This window comes from Limnohabitans sp. JirII-31, assembly GCF_002778315.1.
In the GTDB taxonomy this organism is placed as follows: Bacteria; Pseudomonadota; Gammaproteobacteria; order Burkholderiales; family Burkholderiaceae_C; genus Limnohabitans.
The window spans coordinates 186,481-204,588 of record NZ_NESA01000001.1 but is presented as its reverse complement, the minus strand read 5'-3'; the positions used below and the strand labels follow the sequence as shown (position 1 = coordinate 204,588).

Genomic DNA, 18,108 nt, shown 5'->3' with positions numbered 1-18,108 from the left:
TGACACAGCATGCAGATTGAACTGGACTTTGCAGCCGTCTTGTCCCAGTGGCCGCTGCTGGCCAAAGGCGTGGCCTGGACACTGGGGCTAACCGCCATCTCGGCCCTGCTTGGCGGCTTGGCCGGTGTGGGCTGCGCCTGGGTGCGCACCCAAGGCGCCGCTTGGAGCCGCACACTGGTGGGTGTGTATGTGGAGTTGTTTCGCAACACGCCGTTCATTGTTCAGCTCTTTTTCATCTTCTTTGGCTTGCCCGCCATGAGCGTCAAGCTCACCCCTGAATGGGCTTCGGTAATTGCCATGGTGCTCAACCTCGGGGCCTATGCCAGCGAGATCGTGCGCGCAGGCATTCAAGCCACGCCGGCCGGCCACATCGAAGCGGCCTACAGCCTCGCGCTAACCCGCATGCAAACCTTTGTGTGGGTGGTGCTGCCGCCCGCCTTGCAACGCGTGTGGCCAGCGCTGGTGAGTCAAATCATCATCGTCATGCTGGGCTCGGCGGTGTGTGGGCAAATCTCCACCGAAGAACTCAGCTTCGCGGCCAACCTGATTCAAAGCCGCAATTTCCGCGCCTTTGAGGCCTTCATCGTGGCCACCGTGATCTACCTGCTGCTGTCCGGCATCGTGCGCTGGGCGCTCAACCAGCTCGGCCAGCGCTTCATCTTTGGAGGCGGCCATGGTTGAGTTCTCACTGTGGGACATCGTGCGCAACTTGCTGCTGGCAGCGCGTTGGACGGTGGTGCTGTCGCTGATCGCTTTCGTGGGCGGCGGGCTGGTGGGTCTGTTGCTGTTGGTGTTGCGCACCACACACAGCAAGGCCTTGCGTGTTGGCGTGTCGGCCTATGTGCAGGTGTTCCAAGGCACGCCCTTGCTGATGCAACTGTTCTTGGCCTACTTTGGCATGGCGCTGCTGGGCTTTGAAACCTCAGCCTGGACCGCCGCTGCGGTGGCGCTCACGCTCTACAGCAGCGCCTTTTTGACCGAGATCTGGCATGGCTGCGTGCGCGCCATTCCCAAAGGCCAATGGGAAGCTGCACAAAGCCTGGCGCTGAGCTTTGGCGAGCAACTGCGCTGGGTCATCTTGCCGCAAGCCGCGCGTGTGGCCGTGGCACCCACGGTGGGCTTTTTGGTTCAAGTGGTCAAGGGCACGGCGCTCGCGTCGGTGATTGGCTTCATCGAACTCACCAAGGCCGGCACCATGATCACCAATGCCACCTTCAAACCTTTCATCGTCTACAGCTGTGTGGCCTTGTTGTACTTCGCCCTGTGCTACCCCATCAGCCTGTACGCCCGTGTTTTAGAAAGCAAGCTCCATGTCACACGCTGACCCCCAAGTACCTTTGGCCGTCGACATTCAAGATTTACGCAAGTCCTACGGCACCCACGAAGTGCTCAAGGGCATTGACCTGCACGTCAAAGCCGGTGAGGTGATTGCCATCATTGGCAAAAGCGGCTCGGGCAAAAGCACCCTGCTGCGCTGCATCAACGGCCTCGAAGTGTTTCAGCACGGCACGCTCACGGTGCAAGGCCAAGCCTTGGTGTACGACGACGCGGCAGCCATGCGCGCCTTGCGCCAGCAAGTGGGCATGATTTTTCAGTCCTTCAACCTGTTCCCGCACCTGAGCGTGGGCGACAACATCACCCTGGCGCCTGGCTTGGTCAAGAAGACCCCCAAGCCCGAGTTGCAAGCCACAGCGCTTCGGCTGTTGGCACGTGTGGGCTTGTCCGACAAGTTGAACGCCTTCCCTGAACAGCTCTCTGGCGGCCAACAACAACGTGTGGCCATTGCACGCGCCTTGGCCATGGCACCGAGCATTTTGTTGTGCGACGAAATCACCTCGGCGCTCGACCCCGAACTGGTGGGCGAGGTGTTGGCGGTGGTGGAGTCGCTGGCGCAAGAAGGCATGACCTTGCTGATGGTGACGCATGAGATGAACTTTGCGCGCAAGGTCAGCGACCGTGTGGTCTTCATGCACCAAGGTCTGGTCCACGAAGTGGGCAAACCCGACACACTGTTTGCCAACCCGCAAACACCGGAGCTGCAACAGTTTTTGTCTTCGCTGCAATAAAAATTTCCAGCTCAGGGCGACGCGGCGCGCAGCCACGCCATCTTGGTGCAAGCACCACCCAAGTTGGTTCACGGCAGCGCCAAAGCCGTGCCAATGGGTTCAAACACCCCCTCAAAAACGTGGCACAGCCTTTGCAACCTCTCCAGTGGGGGTAGAAGCGTTCAGCACCTCGGTTTGACCGATGTGCAGGAAATTGCCACCGACAACGAATGCCTTGGCAGGCAGCTTGTTTCGGTGTGCACGCGCGCAACGCAAGGGCTTTGCCATGGTGTGAATCACGCCATTTTTGAAGAGGTCCACATGCCCATGCACACAGCCCCACGTCGCAGCTTCATTGCCAAGTGTTTGTTGCTCAGCGCTTTTGCGCTTCAAGGTCTGGCTCACGCCGACGACAAAATCACCTTCCTCACCAGCTGGTATGCACAGGCCGAGCACGGCGGCTTCTACCAAGCGCTGGCAACTGGCTTGTACAAAAAAGCCGGGCTCGATGTCACCGTCAAGATGGGTGGCCCGCAAATCAACGGCATGCAACTGCTGACCGCAGGCCAGGCCGACTTGATCATGGGCTACGACTTTCAGGTCATGAGCGGTGTGGAAAAAGGCTTGCCCGTGGTGACCGTAGCCACCTCGTTCCAAAGCGATTTGCAAGGCATGTTGACCCACGACGATGTGAAGTCGCTGGCCGACTTGAAAGGCAAAACCATTTTGGTGGCCTCGTCGGGGCGTGCCAGTTGGTGGCCCTGGTTGAAAGCCAAATACGGCTACACCGACGAGCAAAGCAAGCCCTACACCTTCAACCTGCAACCCTTCTTTGCCGACGCCAACACCGCGCAGCAAGCCTACCCGTCGTCTGAGCCCTTCCAAGCCATGAAGGGCAATGTGCCGGCCAAGTTCTTCTTGTTTGCCGATGAAGGCTACCCCCCTTACGGCACCACCTTGGTGTCCACCACGGGCTTTGTCAAATCCAACCCCGATGCCGTCAAGCGCTTTGTGCGCGCCACCATGGAAGGCTGGGTGAGCTACTTCAAGAACCCAGCACCCGGCAATGAGTTGATCAAAAAAGACAACCCCAACATGAGCGACGAACAAATTGCGTTTGCCATCAAGCAAATGAAAGACCTCAAGGTTTTGGGTGGCGGTGACGCAGCCAAGATGGGCGTGGGCACCATGACCGAAGCACGCTGGAAAAAAACCTACGACTACTTGGTGAGCGAAAAGTTGATCAAGCCTGAAACACCGTGGCGCAATGCTTTCACGCTGGACTTTGTCAAAGACCTGCGCGTGATGCCCTGACCTTGACGCGCCCATGACGAACCCCGCACACACACCCGAGCCAAACGTTGACGACAACCCCTGCGTGGACGTGCTGTCCGCGCACAAAACCTACGCCAACGGCACCCAAGCCCTAGCCCCGGTGAGCTTGAGCGTGCGTGCAGGGGAATTTGTCTCATTGATTGGGCCATCGGGCTGCGGCAAAAGCACGCTGCTGAAAATGATGGCGGGCTTGCTCACGCCCACCGACGGACGCATCCGTTGGTGGCGCTCGGGCTTTGACGCGGTGGGCCAGCCCGGCCGTCAGTTGGCCTTTGTGTTCCAAGAGGCCACGTTGATGCCCTGGTGCCGTGTGGCAGCCAATGTGCGTTTGCCATTGGACCTCGCCGGAGTGCCCGTGAGCGAGAGCACACCCCGTGTGCAAGCCGCACTAGAGCGCGTGGGCCTAGGCCCTTACGCACAACGCTTCCCACGCGAACTCTCGGGCGGTATGCAAATGCGCGTGTCCATCGCACGGGCGCTGGTGACACAGCCCAACCTGTTGCTGATGGACGAGCCGTTTGGCGCGCTCGACGAAATCACCCGCAACCGTCTAGACGAAGACATGCGCCAGCTGTGCATTGAACAGAACCTCACCGTGGTGTTTGTCACCCACTCGGTGTACGAAGCGGCGTTCTTGTCCGACCGCGTGGTGGTGATGGCCGCGCGCCCTGGGCGCGTGCATGCCAGCTACGACATTGCGCACAACGGACCGCGCGATGCGGCCTACCGCACCAGCGACACCTTTGGGCGCCACTGCACCGACTTGTCGGCCCTGCTCTACCAGGCCAGCCTGGCCAGTGGCACCGGCGAAGAAGGCACCACCCCTGTGACCAGCGGGAGTGCTGCATGAGCCCGTTGATTCGCTCCGAAAAGTTCTTGACCTGGTTTGCCCCCGGCTTGGTGGGCGTGCTGTTGCTGCTGGCCTGGGAAGTCGCTTGCTGGCACTTGGCCGTGCCCGACTACATCGTGCCGCGCCCCAGTGTGATTGCCACCACCCTGCGCTTGGATTTTGTGATCTTGATGAAGTCGCTGTGGGTGACGATGCAAATCACCTTCATGGCGTTTGTGCTGGCCACACTCATTGGCACCTTGATCGCGTTTGTGTTTGTGCAAAGCCGTTGGATTGAAATCAGCTTCTTTCCCTACGCGGTGCTGTTGCAGGTCACGCCCATTGCGGCCATTGCCCCGCTGATCATCATCTGGGTCAAAGACACCATGTTGGCGCTGACCGTGTGCGCCACCATCATTGCCTTGTTCCCGGTCATCGCCAACACCACCCTGGGGCTGCGCAGCGTCAACCCAGGCTTGGCCTCGCTGTTTCGCATGCAGCGCGCGTCTAAGTTGCAAACCCTGCTGCGCTTGCAAATTCCCACCGCCTTGCCTTATTGGTTTGCGGGCTTGCGCATCTCCAGCGGCTTGTCGCTGATTGGTGCGGTGGTGGCCGAGTTTGTGGCGGGCACCGGTGGTCAAGGCGCAGGCTTGGCCTATCAAATTTTGCAGGCGGGTTTTCAAATCAACATCCCGCGTTTGTTTGCCGCTTTGTTTTTAATTTCTGTTGCAGGCATTGCCCTGTTTGTGCTGATGCTGTTTGCCTCCAAGCGTGCCATTGGCCATTGGCACGACAGCGAAGCCACCACCGAAACGTGATCACCGAGACCTGACCCCATGACCAGCACCCTGATTCAAAACGCCAGCGCCATGCTGACCGGCGGCCCTGAGCCCCAAGCACGCACCCGCGCCACCGACCTGCGCATCGAAGGCGACCGCATCACCGAGATGGGCAGCCTCACCCCGCGTGCGGGCGAGACCGTGATTGACGCACGTGGCTGCGTGGTCTACCCCGGCTTTGTCAACACCCACCACCACTTGTTTCAGTCGGTGTTGAAAGGCGTGCCTGCTGGGCTCAACGTGCCGCTGTTTGAGTGGCTGCAATCGGTGCCCTACCGCTATGGCCCTTACTTGGGTGAAGAAGCGATTGAGATCGCCGCCACCATTGGCATCGCCGAGTTGTTGCTGTCGGGTTGCACCACCGTGGCCGACCACCATTACCTATACGGCACCAACATGGGCTACGACCCCAGCGCCACACTGTTCAACGTGGCCGAGCGCCTGGGCGTGCGCTTTGTGTTGCTGCGCGGGGGAGCCACCATGGGCCGCTCGTTTGCCACCGACGAGCGCCCACCCATGCCCACCCAACCGCTGGATGTGTTTTTGCGTGAGGTCGAGCACAGCACGCGTCAGTTCCACGACGCTTCACCACACGCCATGCGCAAAGTGGTGATGGCACCCACCACCCCGTTTTATTCATGCACACCCGACGAGCTGCGCGAGATGGCGCGTGCCGCACGCAGCTTAGGCATTCGCCTGCACAGCCATTTGTCTGAAACCGCCGACTACGTGCGCTTTGCGCGGGACGTGCTCAAGTCTCGCCCGGTGGACTGGTGCGCGGAACACGAATGGATTGGCCCCGACGTGAGCTTTGCCCACATGGTGCATTTGGATGCCGAAGAAATTGCCATCTGCGGCCAAACCCAAACCGCCATCGCCCATTGCCCGCAAAGCAATGGCCGCTTGGGCAGCGGCGTGGCCCCCGTGCAAGCCTTGGCGCAAGCCGGTGCCACTGTGAGCATCGGGGTGGACGGTGCCGCCTCCAACGAAGCCGCCGACATGATCAGCGAACTACATGCGGCCTGGATGATTCACCGCGCCGTCAAAGGTGCCACCGCCCAATCGGTCGAGACCTTGGTGCACTGGGCCACGGCCAACGGGGCCAAAGTGCTGGGACTCGACGAGGTGGGCACCCTGGCCCCTGGCATGCAGGCCGACTTGGTGCTCTACGACCTGACCCACCCACGCTACGCCGGTAACCACGACGACGCCACCGCGCCCATCACCGCAGGCGGGGCAGCCCAGGTGCGTCACGCCTGGGTGGCAGGACGCACGGTGGTGCGCGATGGCCAGATACCCGGCTTGGACTTGGCCGAGTTGTCGGCCCGCGCCCGTGCCTTGGTGAAAAAAATCCAGGCCTCTTAACGGCACACGTCACAGCCCACACGTCATCCCTCACAAAGGTCAAGCCATGCGCGTTTTGGTGGTGTTTTGTCATCCGGTGGAAACCAGTTTTCACGCCACGCTGCACCGCGACGTGGTGGGCGCACTCACGCAGGCGGGGCATGAGGTGGACGACTTTGACTTGTACGCCGAAGGCTTCAACCCGGTGCTGTCGCGCGAAGAGCGCTTGGGCTACCACGAAGTGCCCAGCAACCGCGTGCCGGTCGAAGCCTACTTGCAACGCCTGGAGCGTGCCGAGGCTTTGGTGTTTTGTTTTCCCACCTGGTGCTTTGGCTTGCCCGCCATGCTCAAAGGTTTTTTTGACCGCCTGCTCATGCCCGGTGTGGCCTTTGACATCAGCGACCCGGCTCACGTCAAACCCGCCCTCACCCACATCCGACGCATCAGCGCCGTGGTGACCTACGGACGCCCGCGTTGGATGGCGTGGTACATGGGCGACCCGCCCCGGCACGTGATCACGCGGTATCTGAAAGTGCTGGCAGGCCCAGGCGTCAAAATTGACTACCACGCCCGATACCACATGAACGTGGCCACGCCCACGCAGCTCACCCGTTTTCGCGATCGCGTTCGCGACGCTATGTTGAAATTTAATTAGGAGTGCCTCTATGTTGGTCACACAACAAGCTGTTTTCAGAAAATTCTGGCATGCCGTCATGCCGCTGTCGCAACTCGCCGACGGACCCAAACCGTTCACCCTGCTCGGTGAAAACTTGGTGCTATTCATCGACGACAACGGCGAACCCGCTGCTTTGCAAGACCGCTGCTGTCACCGCACCGCAAAGCTGTCCAAAGGCTGGTGCGTCGACCAGCAAGGCCAGGCCTGTGGCCAAGGCCGCATCCGCTGCGGCTACCACGGCTGGACCTACGACCGCACAGGCAAGGTCGTGCAAATCGTGCAGTACGACGCCGACCGCGCCATTCCACCTGACTACTGCACCAAGGCCTACCACTGCACGGCACGCTACGGCTATGCCTGGGTGGCACTGGAAGACCCGGTGGCCGACATTCCGCCCATCCCCGAATTTGATGCGCCCGGCTGGCGCACCATTTACCAGTTCTACGAAACCTGGGCCACCAGCCCCGTGCGTGCGCTGGAAAACAGCTTTGACAACTCGCACTTCAGCTTTGTGCACCGCGCCACCTTTGGTGTGGCGGCTTCACCCAAACCCAGCAAATACGAGTTGGTGGAGAACGATGCTGGCTTTTATGCCGAGACCATCATCCAAGCCGTGAACCCTGAGCAGTTTCAACAAATCAGCGGCGTGAGCGACCCCATCACCACGCGCCACATGCGCAACGCCTACTTTTTGCCGTTCTCACGTCGACTGGACATTGAGTACCCCTCGGGCATTCGCCACATCATCATCAACTGCTTCACGCCCATTGACGATGGCCACATTCAGCTGTGCCAATGGCTGTTTCGCAATGACACCGAAGCGGACTGCCCCGAAGCCATGCTGGTGCACTTTGACGAAGTCATCACCCGCGAAGACAAAGACATCTTGGAGTCCACCGACCCCGACGCCGTGGTCGACCTGCGCCGCCGTGGCGTGGAATATTCCATGGACTCAGACCGCCCCGGCATCTTGATTCGCAAACACCTGATGACGCTGCTGAGCGAATACGGCGAAGCCGAGGTGCACCGCGGCAGCTAAAGCCGGCGTCAACGCCCTGGGGGCGGCATTTGTGCTTCACGGCCCCCGGGTCGATAACGGTCCATCACCTGATCCAAGCTGTCGTTGGTGATGGCGGGGTTGGCTTGACGCAAGCACGTCAGCAACACCGTTTTGTTGGCATGCGTGCGGTCAGACTCGGGGCGCTGCCCAGCCGGACTCGGGTTGACCTGCGCAAAGCAAGTGCGGAACTGCGCGGGTTGAATGCCAAGGTCGCGGCTGATCTGCTCCACCGGGCGCTGTGGATCGTCCTTGAGCACAGGTTGCGCTGCGAGCGAACACACCGTGGCGCATAGCCACGTGGCGAGGGTCCAAGAGCGGGTGTGACGCATGGCAGGCTCCCAACACATGAAGTGAATCTGGATGCCCATGGTACAGAGCGCCGATGGCTGACAATCGACGCCAACGGGAATACCCCCAAAGGAACACAGCATGGCAATCGGTTGGCTCAAAGTGATTCAAAGCGTCCCCTGGTCGGACGTGATCAGCAACGCCCCCAAAGTGGCCGATGGTGCCAAGGGCTTGTGGGACCGCATGTCTAAAAAAGTGGCCGCAGACACCGAGGCCAGCGACGACGTGGCGCCTACTCAGACCGCGCCCACCCACACGCTGGAACAACTGCAAAGCGAACTTGCAGCTTTGCGCAGCAGCCATCTGCAACTGGAAACACAAATGCTGGGCGCCACCGAGCTGATCAATAGCCTGGCGCAACAAAACCAGGACTTGGTGCAACGGGTGGACCGGCTGCAAAGCCAGATGCGGTGGCTACGCGGTGCCTGGGTGCTGGCCCTGTTGGTCTTGTGTGCTGCGGGCTTGAAGTGGGCCTTCCCCAGCCTGCTGGGCTTTTAAATATCTTTGCTCACTGAGCTTTGAAAGCTGCGCATTTTGGGTGGTACCTGAACGCCAAGCGACGGGCCGTCATGAAATTTAACGGACATAAATGGATATATTTACGGATATGTTCAATGTTCAGCCACCGCGCATCTCGACAGAAATCCTGTCCCTCATCTCGACCATTGATGAGTTCAAAGGGGCATGGCGAGCCTTTGGCACGATTTCTCCTGAACGACTCGATGCACTCAAGCGCGTGGCCACCATCGAAAGCATTGGATCATCCACCCGCATAGAAGTCAGCAAGCTGTCTGACCGAGAGGTTGAAAAGCTCATGGCGGGCTTATCCAGCATATCGTTTGAGTCCCGTGATGAACAAGAGGTTGTGGGCTACGCCAAAGTGATGCAGCTGGTGTTCACCTCATGGAAGTACATCCCCTTCAATGAAAACCACATCCAACAGCTTCACTGCGATTTGCTGACGTAACGGTTGGCTCTCTCGGGTGCTCACCACTTTGTTGCTTTTGCAAGCAGGCTATGCCTATGTGCCCTACAGTTCGCTTGAATCCGTGATTGAGCAAAGCAAGGGTAGCTATTACATAGCGCTGCGACAAACACAAATCACGATTCACACAGAGCAACAAAATTGGGAGCCTCGGCTTTTGTTCTTTCTGCGCTCGCTTCATGCACAGGCTAATCAAGTCAGCCGTGGAATTGACAGGTGCCAATCGCAGTACGGCAAAGCAACATCTTCAAAAGCTGCTTGATGCTGGGCACCTAACACGCCACGGCGCAGGACGCGGCATTTGGTACGGTTTGGCATAGCACATTGTGCTTGCCCTTCATAGCTGAATAACGCACCTAAGCCACTCGCCGCAGTGAGCTGTCAATGTTGTAGCGCGCCAGCCAGTCGGCCCACGCTTTCAGAAATTCGACGAACGCAACCTCTTCCGCTATCACCACGCGGTACGCGTCAGTGCCTCTCCCATCTGCAACGAACGCCATGTGGGTAACGCGCCTGCCTGGCGCTTCTTCACCCTCGTCATTCAGGTACACCACGTTGCCATGCGCCAGCGCATGCCGCAGGGTCAACAGCACGTTTTCAACGGTCTGCTTTTTGATGTCGTTACGGGCACCGGACCGCATAGGGTGCTGGTCCAATGAATCTCGCCACTGCGATGGATGATCAATCCGTCTAGCAATTTCCGTGAACCGCCATCGGTGCAAAAGCTCCGGGTTACCCAAAAATACCTCCCAAAACAGGTCACATTTAAGCTTATGCAATGCCTGTACAAATGGCTGTGCAGTGTCCACGTCGCTAATTGCATTGGCAGGCTTGCCCCCCTTTGTAGCTGTACGCTCCAAGGGGATCATCAGCAATGGCATTGCCATCATCAGCGTGAAACTGGTGGTCAGGTCTTGCTCTTGGGCAATTGGATACATGACATCCAAGAGCCGCAGCATGCGTTGCGGGACCTCCGTGCAAAAGCGCTCAGGTGTCATGGTTAGCCTCCAATACAACTCCTCACGCGACACCGCCTTTGAAAACTTCGCTGCGATGCCATTCCAAGTAAGGCGAATGCTGCGGGTGCAACTTGATCGTGATGGCGGCAAAGCCAGTCGCGCCACCCAAAATTTGCAATGCGTTTGCCGTTAGTCTCGGGCTGGCCTTCAATGTTCCGCTCGCTTCCACGGTAACCAGCCCGGCATCAAATGCAGCGTCCCAATGCGCAGCCAATAGCAGCCCATTGAACACGTCAAGCCGCTCAGCGTCGTTGCTGTCCGCCCACGGTTTGGCATGACTGGCGCGCAGCATTTCAGGCACGTCCAAACCCGTAATGGCGCACTTACCACCCCACAGTGTCATCAACCCTTCCCGGAACAGCCCTTGCCCTACACGCTGTTTCACGGTTGCCTCACGCTCGGTGGTGCCGATCTCTTGCATCGCTTTTTCAAACCGTTGCTCCAATGCATTGGGCAACGCGCGGGACAAGTTCCAAGCCTGGTTGAGAAACTGCTCCAAAGCTGGCGCGTCCGTGATTGAAAACACAGCGGCCATTGGCGGGAGCCCGATGGGCATAGACGCAGGCAGCGCCGCTGTATGGGCAACACCAAGCGTTGCCACCACGCTTGGCATTGATAGCGAAACCATAAAGCCGCCCACTTGACTGGCCCACGCGCCACAAACTAGCGGCGCATGACTGCTGCGGCACAACACGGCTTGCGGTACGTCTTCCAACACATCAAAGCCCGCCTCCCGTGCAGCCTTGCGTACATGGTGTCGAACCAGCAATGGCAAAGTCGGTTCAATAGGAATCTGGCTCATACCAACTGCCCTGCCTCCATTCGATCCCAGGCATCTAGCACCAATCGCTGCGTACGGTATTCACCAAGTTGACGCACTTCTTTGTCTTTGAGAACTCGGAAAGTTTCACTGGGATAGTCGGCACCCATCACGTCTGCTGGGTCAAGAACATAGCGCAGCTCATCACGGGTTAAGCCATAGAGGCGCGCATATATGGCGTCCAATTCTGCACGCAGGACCGCCCGCCGCAATGGGTCCCATTGCCATGGAGTTCCACGATTACCACCACTACGCAAGTCCCATTCAGCATTCTCCGATACGATGTCGTTGTAGAACGCTTGCAAGTCAACGGCAGTAAAGGTTAGTTCCAGCATTCGCGGGACTATTGCATCAAGATATTGCCTCGTGTAGGTGGATGGCGGCAGAACCGGTAGCTGTTTCGGAATGAAAAAATTGAAATTGATTCCGCCAAGCTTCGTACGAGCAATGAAGTCGAGAACGAGTGAGGCCATCGATCCAGCGAAAGCACAAATATGTGCCGCACTGTGCGATGAATCCGGCAGCACCAAGTGCAATGAATTTCCCACTCCAACAGACGGAAATATTGCTCCGATGACGGAACGTTCATCAGTTGCACGGGCCACTCCACGCCAACCGTACAACCATTGGCGCTGCCACCCTTTGTCCTCCAAAATATCTTCGACGCTTCGTCTTGCAACCCAGTAGCGAGGCTGTACAACAGTACTGATGTCTTGCTTTTCAGAATCCGTAATATCTCGTGCGCTCTCACCTGTCCCCAGATATGTTGCCCATCGATGGTCAAAGTGGTGAACCATTTTGGCCTCGTACAACGGCAATGGATCAGTCAATTCAAAGCGTCTTTGAACGTCTCGAAACTGGCCGCTGTCACTGGTCATGTTGAACATGCCCTGTCTAAAACTGATGCCCCATGGATTGCCCTCGACTTCACGCTCGTTCCACAAGATAGGTACGCGCATGTAGATTGATTTGACAATTTCTGCATCACGCTTGCTGCGAAAAATCGGACAAGTGAAGGTGTTTGGATTTAGGCGCGCAATATCCGATGCCGTGAGAGTAAAGCTCCTGCGTTCATCGGTGAGTTGTTCGGCGTTGCCCAGGAAAAAGCAGAACCGAGCAACATTCACCGCGCCAATGGTTAGAAGACAGAATTTGTAGCTTCGGTGCACTCCCGGGAAGATCCCTTCGCGGTTTTCAAAATCTATTAGCTGAACTATTCGTCCCGCGCTGATCTCGGCAAAAAATGCGCTGGTGGAATCGTCCGTGGCTATCCCGCTAGGTAACACCAAACCGGCCCGACCGTTGTCGCTAAGGATTTGAAGTGATGTTTCGGCGAAGAGTGGGTAAGTGTTGAGCTTACCAACGGCAGTCAATGGGTAACGCCCTGTATTTTTGAAAAAGCAGTTTTGTGCCTCAACTACTCGGGTTTGCCGCTGTAACTCCGCCCAAAGGACAGGCTCCTCAATTTCAAGCCGAGCGATAGCACGTTTTCTGGTGTCCCCGGCAAGGTCAGAAATTGAAGGCATCCTGCTTGCGAAAAACTCCACGTCATTGAATTGAGATTGATCCCAAGGGGGGTTCGCCAATACGACAGAAAATCCACCACGCGCAAACACCTGCGCGAACCCTAAACGCCAATGCAACAAAGGCATTTGAATCGCAAGCTTCAATGCTGCCTCCCTCTTTGCGGCCACTACCGGCTGCCCCATAAGAGCGTTCATTACGTCCTGAGTAGTCGGCACCGCCGTGCTCGAATCAGTGCCCAATTTTGGCAACAAAAAGGCGGCGCAGTAAAGGTGAAGAGCTAAGGCAAACCCATCTGCGCCAGCGCCGTGCTGCAATGTTGCATAAGCTTCGCGCTTTGCCGCAATATCAGCAAGAGTGTCATCCGGCAAAGCATCCAATTGCTGCAAAGGGGCTGCCGTTGCCGCCAGGTCCATGGTCTGCAAGTTTTGACTAAAACTGGCAGCGGCGCGCATTCGCAATAAACCCTGGCGTTCTCTCTTGTTTCGCGTTTTTAAGTCACGGCAAAGAGCCTTGTCATCACCAGTAAGCTCCTTATACGCCTCGTCCGGTACGCCATCCAACAAAGTCTTAGGGTCCATCACACCCAACAACGCATTGCCCAGTTGAAAGTGGTGGTCAATGAAGCCCAGCGGGACATCCGGCGTGTAGGCTTCAAGCCAAAGCGCCATGCGGGCCAATTCCAACGCCATTGGGTTCATGTCAACGCCGTAGACGCAATGAGTGACTACTTCTCTCAAAGCGTGCCGGTAGTCATCTGGCGTCGGCTGGCCACCTTGGCCTATCAATACATCGCGCATTTGAGCGCGTATGCGTGCCAAATGCCCGGCAATACGTCGGGCGGCTGCTAGCAAAAAGTGGCCGCTGCCACAAGCGGGGTCGATCACACTAATGGTGAGCAGTGATTGCACAGCCTCTTCACCTACTGGGTGCGCTGCCAGTTTCGCAGCAATCACAGGTTCGAGTGCTGAGTCCAGTTGCTCCTGAACCAATGGGTCCGCCGTGTAGTAGCTGCCCGTAGTCTTTCGAGCATTGCCACGGGTGGCCGCACCCGTCTGGAATCCGAACTGCCGGTGCTCATTGCTGAGCTGGGGCACCAGTTCCAGCAAGCTTTCGTAAATGCTGCCCAGTTCCTCCGGCCCCATGTCGCGCCAGTTGACGCGGGTCAACGGGGCATTGGCGCTTTCGCGCAGCCAGGCCAGGTTGAACAGCGCAAGCAGCAAGTGCCGGTTTTCCAATCGGCAGGCATCCAGCGTGGGGCACTGAGTGGTTTCAAACAAGCCACCCAAAGGCGGCAAGGCCAACAGTGGCTCCCCAACAGAGAGCCCTTGCCACACCTGCTTCATGGCTTGCCACAAATCGCTCTGGCGATCATGGGCGCTACGGCGAACCGAGCGCTCGCGCAAGCGGCGCAGACTGTACCCTTCGGAGTACAGGGCTACGGCATTGGCGTCAGCGTCACTGCGATGCAGAATCTGCCGCTCCTCCACAGTCAACAGGAAGATCTGGCGGTACACCAATCGCAACAACTCGCGCAAGTAGTCCTGCGGGCTCAATCTGCCGGTAGCCAGCGACTCACGCAGTGCGGTGTTAGCCGGATGGCTGACAAACCCTTGGCCTAAGGTGAGTAAAGCTTGTTCCACTCCCACGCGCAGAGTTTCACGGGCGCGAGTGCCCTGCTCCCGACAAGCATTGCGCCATTGCTCCAACGCGCAATCCACCGAAGCGGCCCCTTGTGCGCCAAAACGGCTGGCATGCAGCAACAGCCACAACACAGAAAAATCGGCATAGCGGTCCTCGGTGAACAAGCGCTCCAAGTCCACTTCCACCCACGCGGGGCGAGTCAAGCTGGCGTTGTCACGCGCAATGCGCAGTTGCAAACCGTTGATGGCCACACCCCACAGCGCGTCGGGCATGGCGTTTAGGCTCTCTTGCAGCAGGCCAAATGCACTGCGACGGCGCACGCGTTCGCCAGAGTTGTCGCCCAGGCGGTCGTGGGCGGTGTCCAGCGCCTTGGCTTCGTCATGCGGTGACACCACTACGGGCACCCGGCCATTCAACGCGCTGTACGGCACGGGGTAGTTGCGCTCGTCCACCACCACGGGTGTGGTGTGTTGGGTAAGCTGAAAGGCAAAGCACTGGCGCAACAGTTCGGTGGACCATTGCTGGGTGATGCCCCAGGCATCGTGGCCGGGCAAATTTCGGGCTTGGTCGAACTGCCGCCAAAGGCTCTGTGCTGAGCGCCAGGCCAGACCGATCTCCTCCCGCACATTGAAGCCTGCACGCACGGCATAGTCAGCGTCAGATTGAACCGGGGCTTGCTGGGAGGCTACCTTGCCCAACCATTCGGCAGTGAATAGGCCACCCTCTATCGAGAGCGTGTCGGTGTTCAGTGAAGATGTGTTCTGCGGCATGGCTCAGATATCCAGTGGGGGCAGCAACACGAACACACCAATCACGTCCACTGGCAGCAAGGGGGTCACCTCATAGCGGCCACGCGACCGGGCAGCTTCGCGCACACGGCGATGATCTGCCAAGAGGCCATTGGCACGCTCACGGGCAAAGGCTTCCAAAGTAGGTTGCCACTGCGCCCATTGGCCCAGGGCACTCATCACCCGCGTTTCGCGGGCGCGGTCGTCCAAGGTTTCAGCAGGTGGGGCGGCTAGCCAACTAAGCGGCTCGTCACCCGCAGTGATATCGAACCGCTGACCACCATCGGCGGAACAAAGCGCCACGGCTGCGGCTTCTTCCACCAGCAAGGTTTCACCCCCACGTGCATCTAGGCTGCTCAATTGATGACGCAAGCGCAGCAACAGAATGGTCGTCTGCACGGTAACGGCAGAACTGACCCAGCATCCAGTACGGCCCAACATGGCTGCATCGTTATTTGCAGGGTCGGCATCCAGCCCGGCTTCTGCCAGCGTGCGCTCCAATAATCCTTCTGCCAATGTGCTGATCAGCGGGTGGCTGCGGTGGACAAAGCGGGTGCCTACGGGTGGCGGCACTGTAAAACTGAGGCCAACCACGCCTTGCAGGCCCTCGCCAATCAGGCGCTCCCGCAGGTCTTCCGGCAAAGCTGCAAGCGGCGTGCGCCAGCCACGATCTGCCTGAGCGCTGCGTGGCTCCAACGCTGAACCCAATCTGCGCAAGGCTCGGCGGGCAAAACGCTGCACGTCTTGCGGGTCACCCAAGGCGGCTTGCATTTTCTTCCACTCGGGCAGCACTTCCTCGGGCTTGATACGGTTCTGGGCAAACACTGCGCGGTTGCGCTTGGCGCGCTCTGCCATGTCGGTCCAAGCCACATCCATCAGCTTGACCTCCGGCATATCCTCGAAATCAAACAGCTCTAAGTTCTTATTGCGACGCGAGCCCAACACTGCATGCATCAACGCTTGGGTCAATGAGTGGTCGTCATCTGGCAGGGGCACGGATACGCCCAGCTCTTCCTTGATTTTCTTGGACTTGCGCAGGATGACGCGCAGCACCACGGCATCCACCGGGTTATTGCGGCCATACATCAGCGTGGCGCGCACCACGCGGCGCTCTTGCCCAAAACGGTCTACCCGGCCTTCGCGCTGCTCGTGGCGCGTGGGGTTCCAGCTCAGATCGTAGTGAACGACGGCACTGAAATGCTCTTGCAGGTTGATACCTTCGGACATGCAGTCTGTGGCAATCAGCATCGGTCGGTCGGCCTCCCCCAAAGCCATCACAGCAGCCTTGCGCTCTTCGGGGGCCAGTTCGCCAGTAACAATGCCCACCGTGACACCGGGGTAACGGTTTTTGAGGTGTTCGTACAGGTAGTGCGCGGTGGCAATGTAGCGGCAGAAAACCACAGGTGCAAAGCCGGGTTTGAGCAAGTCTTTTTCAAGGTGATTGCGCAGGGCCACCAACTTGGGGTCGCCGCCGTCAGCAGCCAGGCGCTGGGCTTGGGTAATCAGGTCTGCCAGCGCGGGCTCGGCGTTGTCTGCGGGTAGCTCGGCATCGTCATCCGGCATGGCGTCTTCTGCACCGTCAAACACGCGGTCGCGCAAAGCCTCTTCGTCAGCATCGGTGATCTGGTTGGACATGCGCGTACGCAGAGACTGCAATGCCGCCGCTGGGCTGCTGGCAGCACTGCGCATTAGTGCCAATGTGCCCCAGAAATTGAGGCGCTGGCGGCGCTGGTCGGTGCCCGCACGCTCCACTACCTCGGAGCAATAGTCCAACACGGAGTCGAAAAAATGCGCCCATGCACCGTCCAGAGAATAGGGCAAGTCTGAGGTTTCGCGGCGTGGGAACACACCCTCGTCGTTCCACTCTGCAATGTCGGGCCGTCGGCGTTGAACAAAGTGCAACGCAAGGCGGGCGCGCAATGCGTCACGGGCAGTGCCAGCCAGGGTGGCAAGCTGCAAAAAGTCTGGGTGCAACAGGCCTAGCAGGTTGTTGAAACTGGCCTCATCGCCGGAATGCGGGGTGGCCGTGAGAAACAGCATGTGTCTCTCGGCATCCGCAGCCAGTAGTCGCAGCAAGTCGTAACGTTGATGGCGGCCAGCGCCATTACCTGCGCAGGTGTGGGCTTCATCCACGATCACCAATTCGGGGCAACGGGTGGCGAAGTCGCCACGTCGGCGGTCACTCTTGATGAAGTCCAGACTCACCACGGTGTGCGGGTGCACGGTGAATATGTTGTCAGTGACTGGTAAACCACGTTCCAAGCGGGCTGCGCTGGCAGCCGTGACGGCCACCGCCTTGATGTGAAACCGCTCGTCCAGCTCTTGCACCCACTGCTCTACCAAATGGGGTGGGCAGAGCACCGCAAACCGCTTTATCTCGCCACGGTCCATCAGCTCGCGGGCAATCATGCCTGCTTCGATGGTTTTGCCGATACCCACGTCATCAGCAATCAGAAGGCGGACCACTTCCTGTTTGAGCGCCATCAGAAGGGGCACCAACTGGTAGGCGCGCGGCTGGAATGCCAGGTGCCCAAAGCTACGGAAGGGGCCAGCACCCCGGCGCAAGGACATTAGCAGGGCATCACGCAGCAACAATGCATCTTCATGGCTTGCAGCCTGCGCAACCGATGGTGGCGGGAAGTTGGCAGCCACCACGGGGTCGTGGACAGCTTCCAATCGAGGGGAGACAACAGCCACATCCGCTTCACTGCCAGATAGGGGGCGCAAGCGCAGCCGGTCGGGACTGCTGCCAGGCAGCACTATCCATTCACGGCCACGGGCGCGCACCAAGGCCCCAGGGGGGAAGTGCGAGCCCAAAGGATCAGACATCACAGCACTCATTGATACGAATC

At 58.7% G+C, this 18,108-nt stretch carries 16 protein-coding genes; 11 read left to right on the top strand and 5 right to left on the bottom strand.

Annotation, left to right across the window (positions count from 1 at the left end; all coding sequences use genetic code 11):
• Nucleotides 1-9 precede the first annotated feature (9 nt).
• The 9 genes from B9Z41_RS01000 (at nucleotide 10) to B9Z41_RS00955 (ending at nucleotide 8,107) form a co-directional block, all read left to right on the top strand.
• The gene (locus B9Z41_RS01000) at nucleotides 10-681 is read left to right on the top strand and encodes an amino acid ABC transporter permease (RefSeq protein ID WP_100144105.1); all 672 of its coding nucleotides are present in this window, start codon (nucleotides 10-12) and stop codon (nucleotides 679-681) included.
• A complete protein-coding gene (locus tag B9Z41_RS00995) occupies nucleotides 674-1,324 on the top strand; it encodes an amino acid ABC transporter permease (RefSeq protein ID WP_100144103.1) in 651 nt (216 codons plus the stop codon). The genes B9Z41_RS01000 and B9Z41_RS00995 overlap by 8 nt, the downstream gene beginning before the upstream one ends.
• Entirely contained in the window at nucleotides 1,311-2,066 is a 756-nt protein-coding gene (locus tag B9Z41_RS00990; RefSeq protein ID WP_100144101.1) for an amino acid ABC transporter ATP-binding protein, read from the top strand. The genes B9Z41_RS00995 and B9Z41_RS00990 overlap by 14 nt, the downstream gene beginning before the upstream one ends.
• Nucleotides 2,067-2,366: 300 nt before the next feature.
• Nucleotides 2,367-3,359, top strand: a complete 993-nt coding sequence (locus B9Z41_RS00980; protein WP_233202449.1) for an ABC transporter substrate-binding protein — start codon at nucleotides 2,367-2,369, stop codon at nucleotides 3,357-3,359.
• A gap of 13 nt (nucleotides 3,360-3,372) precedes the next feature.
• Nucleotides 3,373-4,230, top strand: coding sequence for an ABC transporter ATP-binding protein (locus B9Z41_RS00975; RefSeq protein WP_100144097.1), 858 nt, complete (start codon nucleotides 3,373-3,375; stop codon nucleotides 4,228-4,230).
• A complete protein-coding gene (locus B9Z41_RS00970; protein WP_100144095.1) occupies nucleotides 4,227-5,027 on the top strand; it encodes an ABC transporter permease in 801 nt (266 codons plus the stop codon). Before B9Z41_RS00975 ends, B9Z41_RS00970 begins: the two co-directional genes overlap by 4 nt.
• Before the next feature lie 18 nt (nucleotides 5,028-5,045).
• Nucleotides 5,046-6,413 (top strand): amidohydrolase family protein, encoded by a 1,368-nt coding sequence (locus B9Z41_RS00965; protein WP_100144094.1) that lies wholly within the window; start codon nucleotides 5,046-5,048, stop codon nucleotides 6,411-6,413.
• A 46-nt stretch (nucleotides 6,414-6,459) separates the two neighbouring features.
• Nucleotides 6,460-7,047 (top strand): NAD(P)H-dependent oxidoreductase, encoded by a 588-nt coding sequence (locus B9Z41_RS00960; protein ID WP_100144092.1) that lies wholly within the window; start codon nucleotides 6,460-6,462, stop codon nucleotides 7,045-7,047.
• Nucleotides 7,048-7,057: 10 nt separating this feature from the next.
• On the top strand, nucleotides 7,058-8,107 hold the full coding sequence (locus B9Z41_RS00955; protein WP_100144090.1) for a Rieske 2Fe-2S domain-containing protein: 1,050 nt from the start codon (nucleotides 7,058-7,060) through the stop codon (nucleotides 8,105-8,107).
• An 8-nt stretch (nucleotides 8,108-8,115) separates the two neighbouring features.
• Here B9Z41_RS00955 and B9Z41_RS00950 read toward each other — a convergent pair whose 3' ends face one another.
• Nucleotides 8,116-8,457: a hypothetical protein gene (locus B9Z41_RS00950; protein ID WP_143474128.1), complete on the bottom strand. Its 342-nt coding sequence runs from the start codon at nucleotides 8,455-8,457 to the stop codon at nucleotides 8,116-8,118.
• Between the two features lie 100 nt (nucleotides 8,458-8,557).
• Between B9Z41_RS00950 and B9Z41_RS00945 the strand changes: the two genes are divergently transcribed.
• The gene (locus tag B9Z41_RS00945) at nucleotides 8,558-8,974 is read left to right on the top strand and encodes a hypothetical protein (protein WP_100144086.1); all 417 of its coding nucleotides are present in this window, start codon (nucleotides 8,558-8,560) and stop codon (nucleotides 8,972-8,974) included.
• A 91-nt stretch (nucleotides 8,975-9,065) separates the two neighbouring features.
• Nucleotides 9,066-9,443, top strand: coding sequence for a hypothetical protein (locus B9Z41_RS17180; RefSeq protein WP_233202448.1), 378 nt, complete (start codon nucleotides 9,066-9,068; stop codon nucleotides 9,441-9,443).
• 374 nt (nucleotides 9,444-9,817) lie between these two features.
• Here the strand turns inward: B9Z41_RS17180 and B9Z41_RS00935 are convergent, their stop codons facing one another.
• Genes B9Z41_RS00935 through B9Z41_RS00920 form a run of 4 tightly spaced genes read right to left on the bottom strand, consistent with a single transcriptional unit; the run spans nucleotide 9,818 to nucleotide 18,085 of the window.
• Nucleotides 9,818-10,459 carry a hypothetical protein gene (locus B9Z41_RS00935; protein ID WP_143474127.1) on the bottom strand — a complete coding sequence of 214 codons (642 nt, stop codon included), beginning with the start codon at nucleotides 10,457-10,459 and terminating at the stop codon, nucleotides 9,818-9,820.
• 22 nt (nucleotides 10,460-10,481) lie between these two features.
• Nucleotides 10,482-11,282 carry an HNH endonuclease gene (locus B9Z41_RS00930; protein WP_100144082.1) on the bottom strand — a complete coding sequence of 267 codons (801 nt, stop codon included), beginning with the start codon at nucleotides 11,280-11,282 and terminating at the stop codon, nucleotides 10,482-10,484.
• Nucleotides 11,279-15,238, bottom strand: a complete 3,960-nt coding sequence (locus B9Z41_RS00925; protein WP_100144080.1) for a DNA methyltransferase — start codon at nucleotides 15,236-15,238, stop codon at nucleotides 11,279-11,281. The genes B9Z41_RS00930 and B9Z41_RS00925 overlap by 4 nt, the downstream gene beginning before the upstream one ends.
• A gap of 3 nt (nucleotides 15,239-15,241) precedes the next feature.
• Nucleotides 15,242-18,085 carry a helicase-related protein gene (locus tag B9Z41_RS00920; RefSeq protein WP_100145049.1) on the bottom strand — a complete coding sequence of 948 codons (2,844 nt, stop codon included), beginning with the start codon at nucleotides 18,083-18,085 and terminating at the stop codon, nucleotides 15,242-15,244.
• Between the last annotated feature and the right edge of the window lie 23 nt (nucleotides 18,086-18,108).

Excerpts from the sequence above, each read along its gene's own strand:
- B9Z41_RS01000 (WP_100144105.1), top strand. The coding sequence starts at position 10 with ATGCAGATTGAACTGGACTTTGCAGCCGTCTTGTCCCAGTGGCCGCTG.
- B9Z41_RS00995 (WP_100144103.1), top strand. The coding sequence starts at position 674 with ATGGTTGAGTTCTCACTGTGGGACATCGTGCGCAACTTGCTGCTGGCA.
- B9Z41_RS00990 (WP_100144101.1), top strand. The coding sequence starts at position 1,311 with ATGTCACACGCTGACCCCCAAGTACCTTTGGCCGTCGACATTCAAGAT.
- B9Z41_RS00980 (WP_233202449.1), top strand. The coding sequence starts at position 2,367 with ATGCCCATGCACACAGCCCCACGTCGCAGCTTCATTGCCAAGTGTTTG.
- B9Z41_RS00975 (WP_100144097.1), top strand. The coding sequence starts at position 3,373 with ATGACGAACCCCGCACACACACCCGAGCCAAACGTTGACGACAACCCC.
- B9Z41_RS00970 (WP_100144095.1), top strand. The coding sequence starts at position 4,227 with ATGAGCCCGTTGATTCGCTCCGAAAAGTTCTTGACCTGGTTTGCCCCC.
- B9Z41_RS00965 (WP_100144094.1), top strand. The coding sequence starts at position 5,046 with ATGACCAGCACCCTGATTCAAAACGCCAGCGCCATGCTGACCGGCGGC.
- B9Z41_RS00960 (WP_100144092.1), top strand. The coding sequence starts at position 6,460 with ATGCGCGTTTTGGTGGTGTTTTGTCATCCGGTGGAAACCAGTTTTCAC.
- B9Z41_RS00955 (WP_100144090.1), top strand. The coding sequence starts at position 7,058 with ATGTTGGTCACACAACAAGCTGTTTTCAGAAAATTCTGGCATGCCGTC.
- B9Z41_RS00950 (WP_143474128.1), bottom strand. The coding sequence starts at position 8,457 with ATGCGTCACACCCGCTCTTGGACCCTCGCCACGTGGCTATGCGCCACG.
- B9Z41_RS00945 (WP_100144086.1), top strand. The coding sequence starts at position 8,558 with ATGGCAATCGGTTGGCTCAAAGTGATTCAAAGCGTCCCCTGGTCGGAC.
- B9Z41_RS17180 (WP_233202448.1), top strand. The coding sequence starts at position 9,066 with ATGGATATATTTACGGATATGTTCAATGTTCAGCCACCGCGCATCTCG.
- B9Z41_RS00935 (WP_143474127.1), bottom strand. The coding sequence starts at position 10,459 with ATGACACCTGAGCGCTTTTGCACGGAGGTCCCGCAACGCATGCTGCGG.
- B9Z41_RS00930 (WP_100144082.1), bottom strand. The coding sequence starts at position 11,282 with ATGAGCCAGATTCCTATTGAACCGACTTTGCCATTGCTGGTTCGACAC.
- B9Z41_RS00925 (WP_100144080.1), bottom strand. The coding sequence starts at position 15,238 with ATGCCGCAGAACACATCTTCACTGAACACCGACACGCTCTCGATAGAG.
- B9Z41_RS00920 (WP_100145049.1), bottom strand. The coding sequence starts at position 18,085 with ATGTCTGATCCTTTGGGCTCGCACTTCCCCCCTGGGGCCTTGGTGCGC.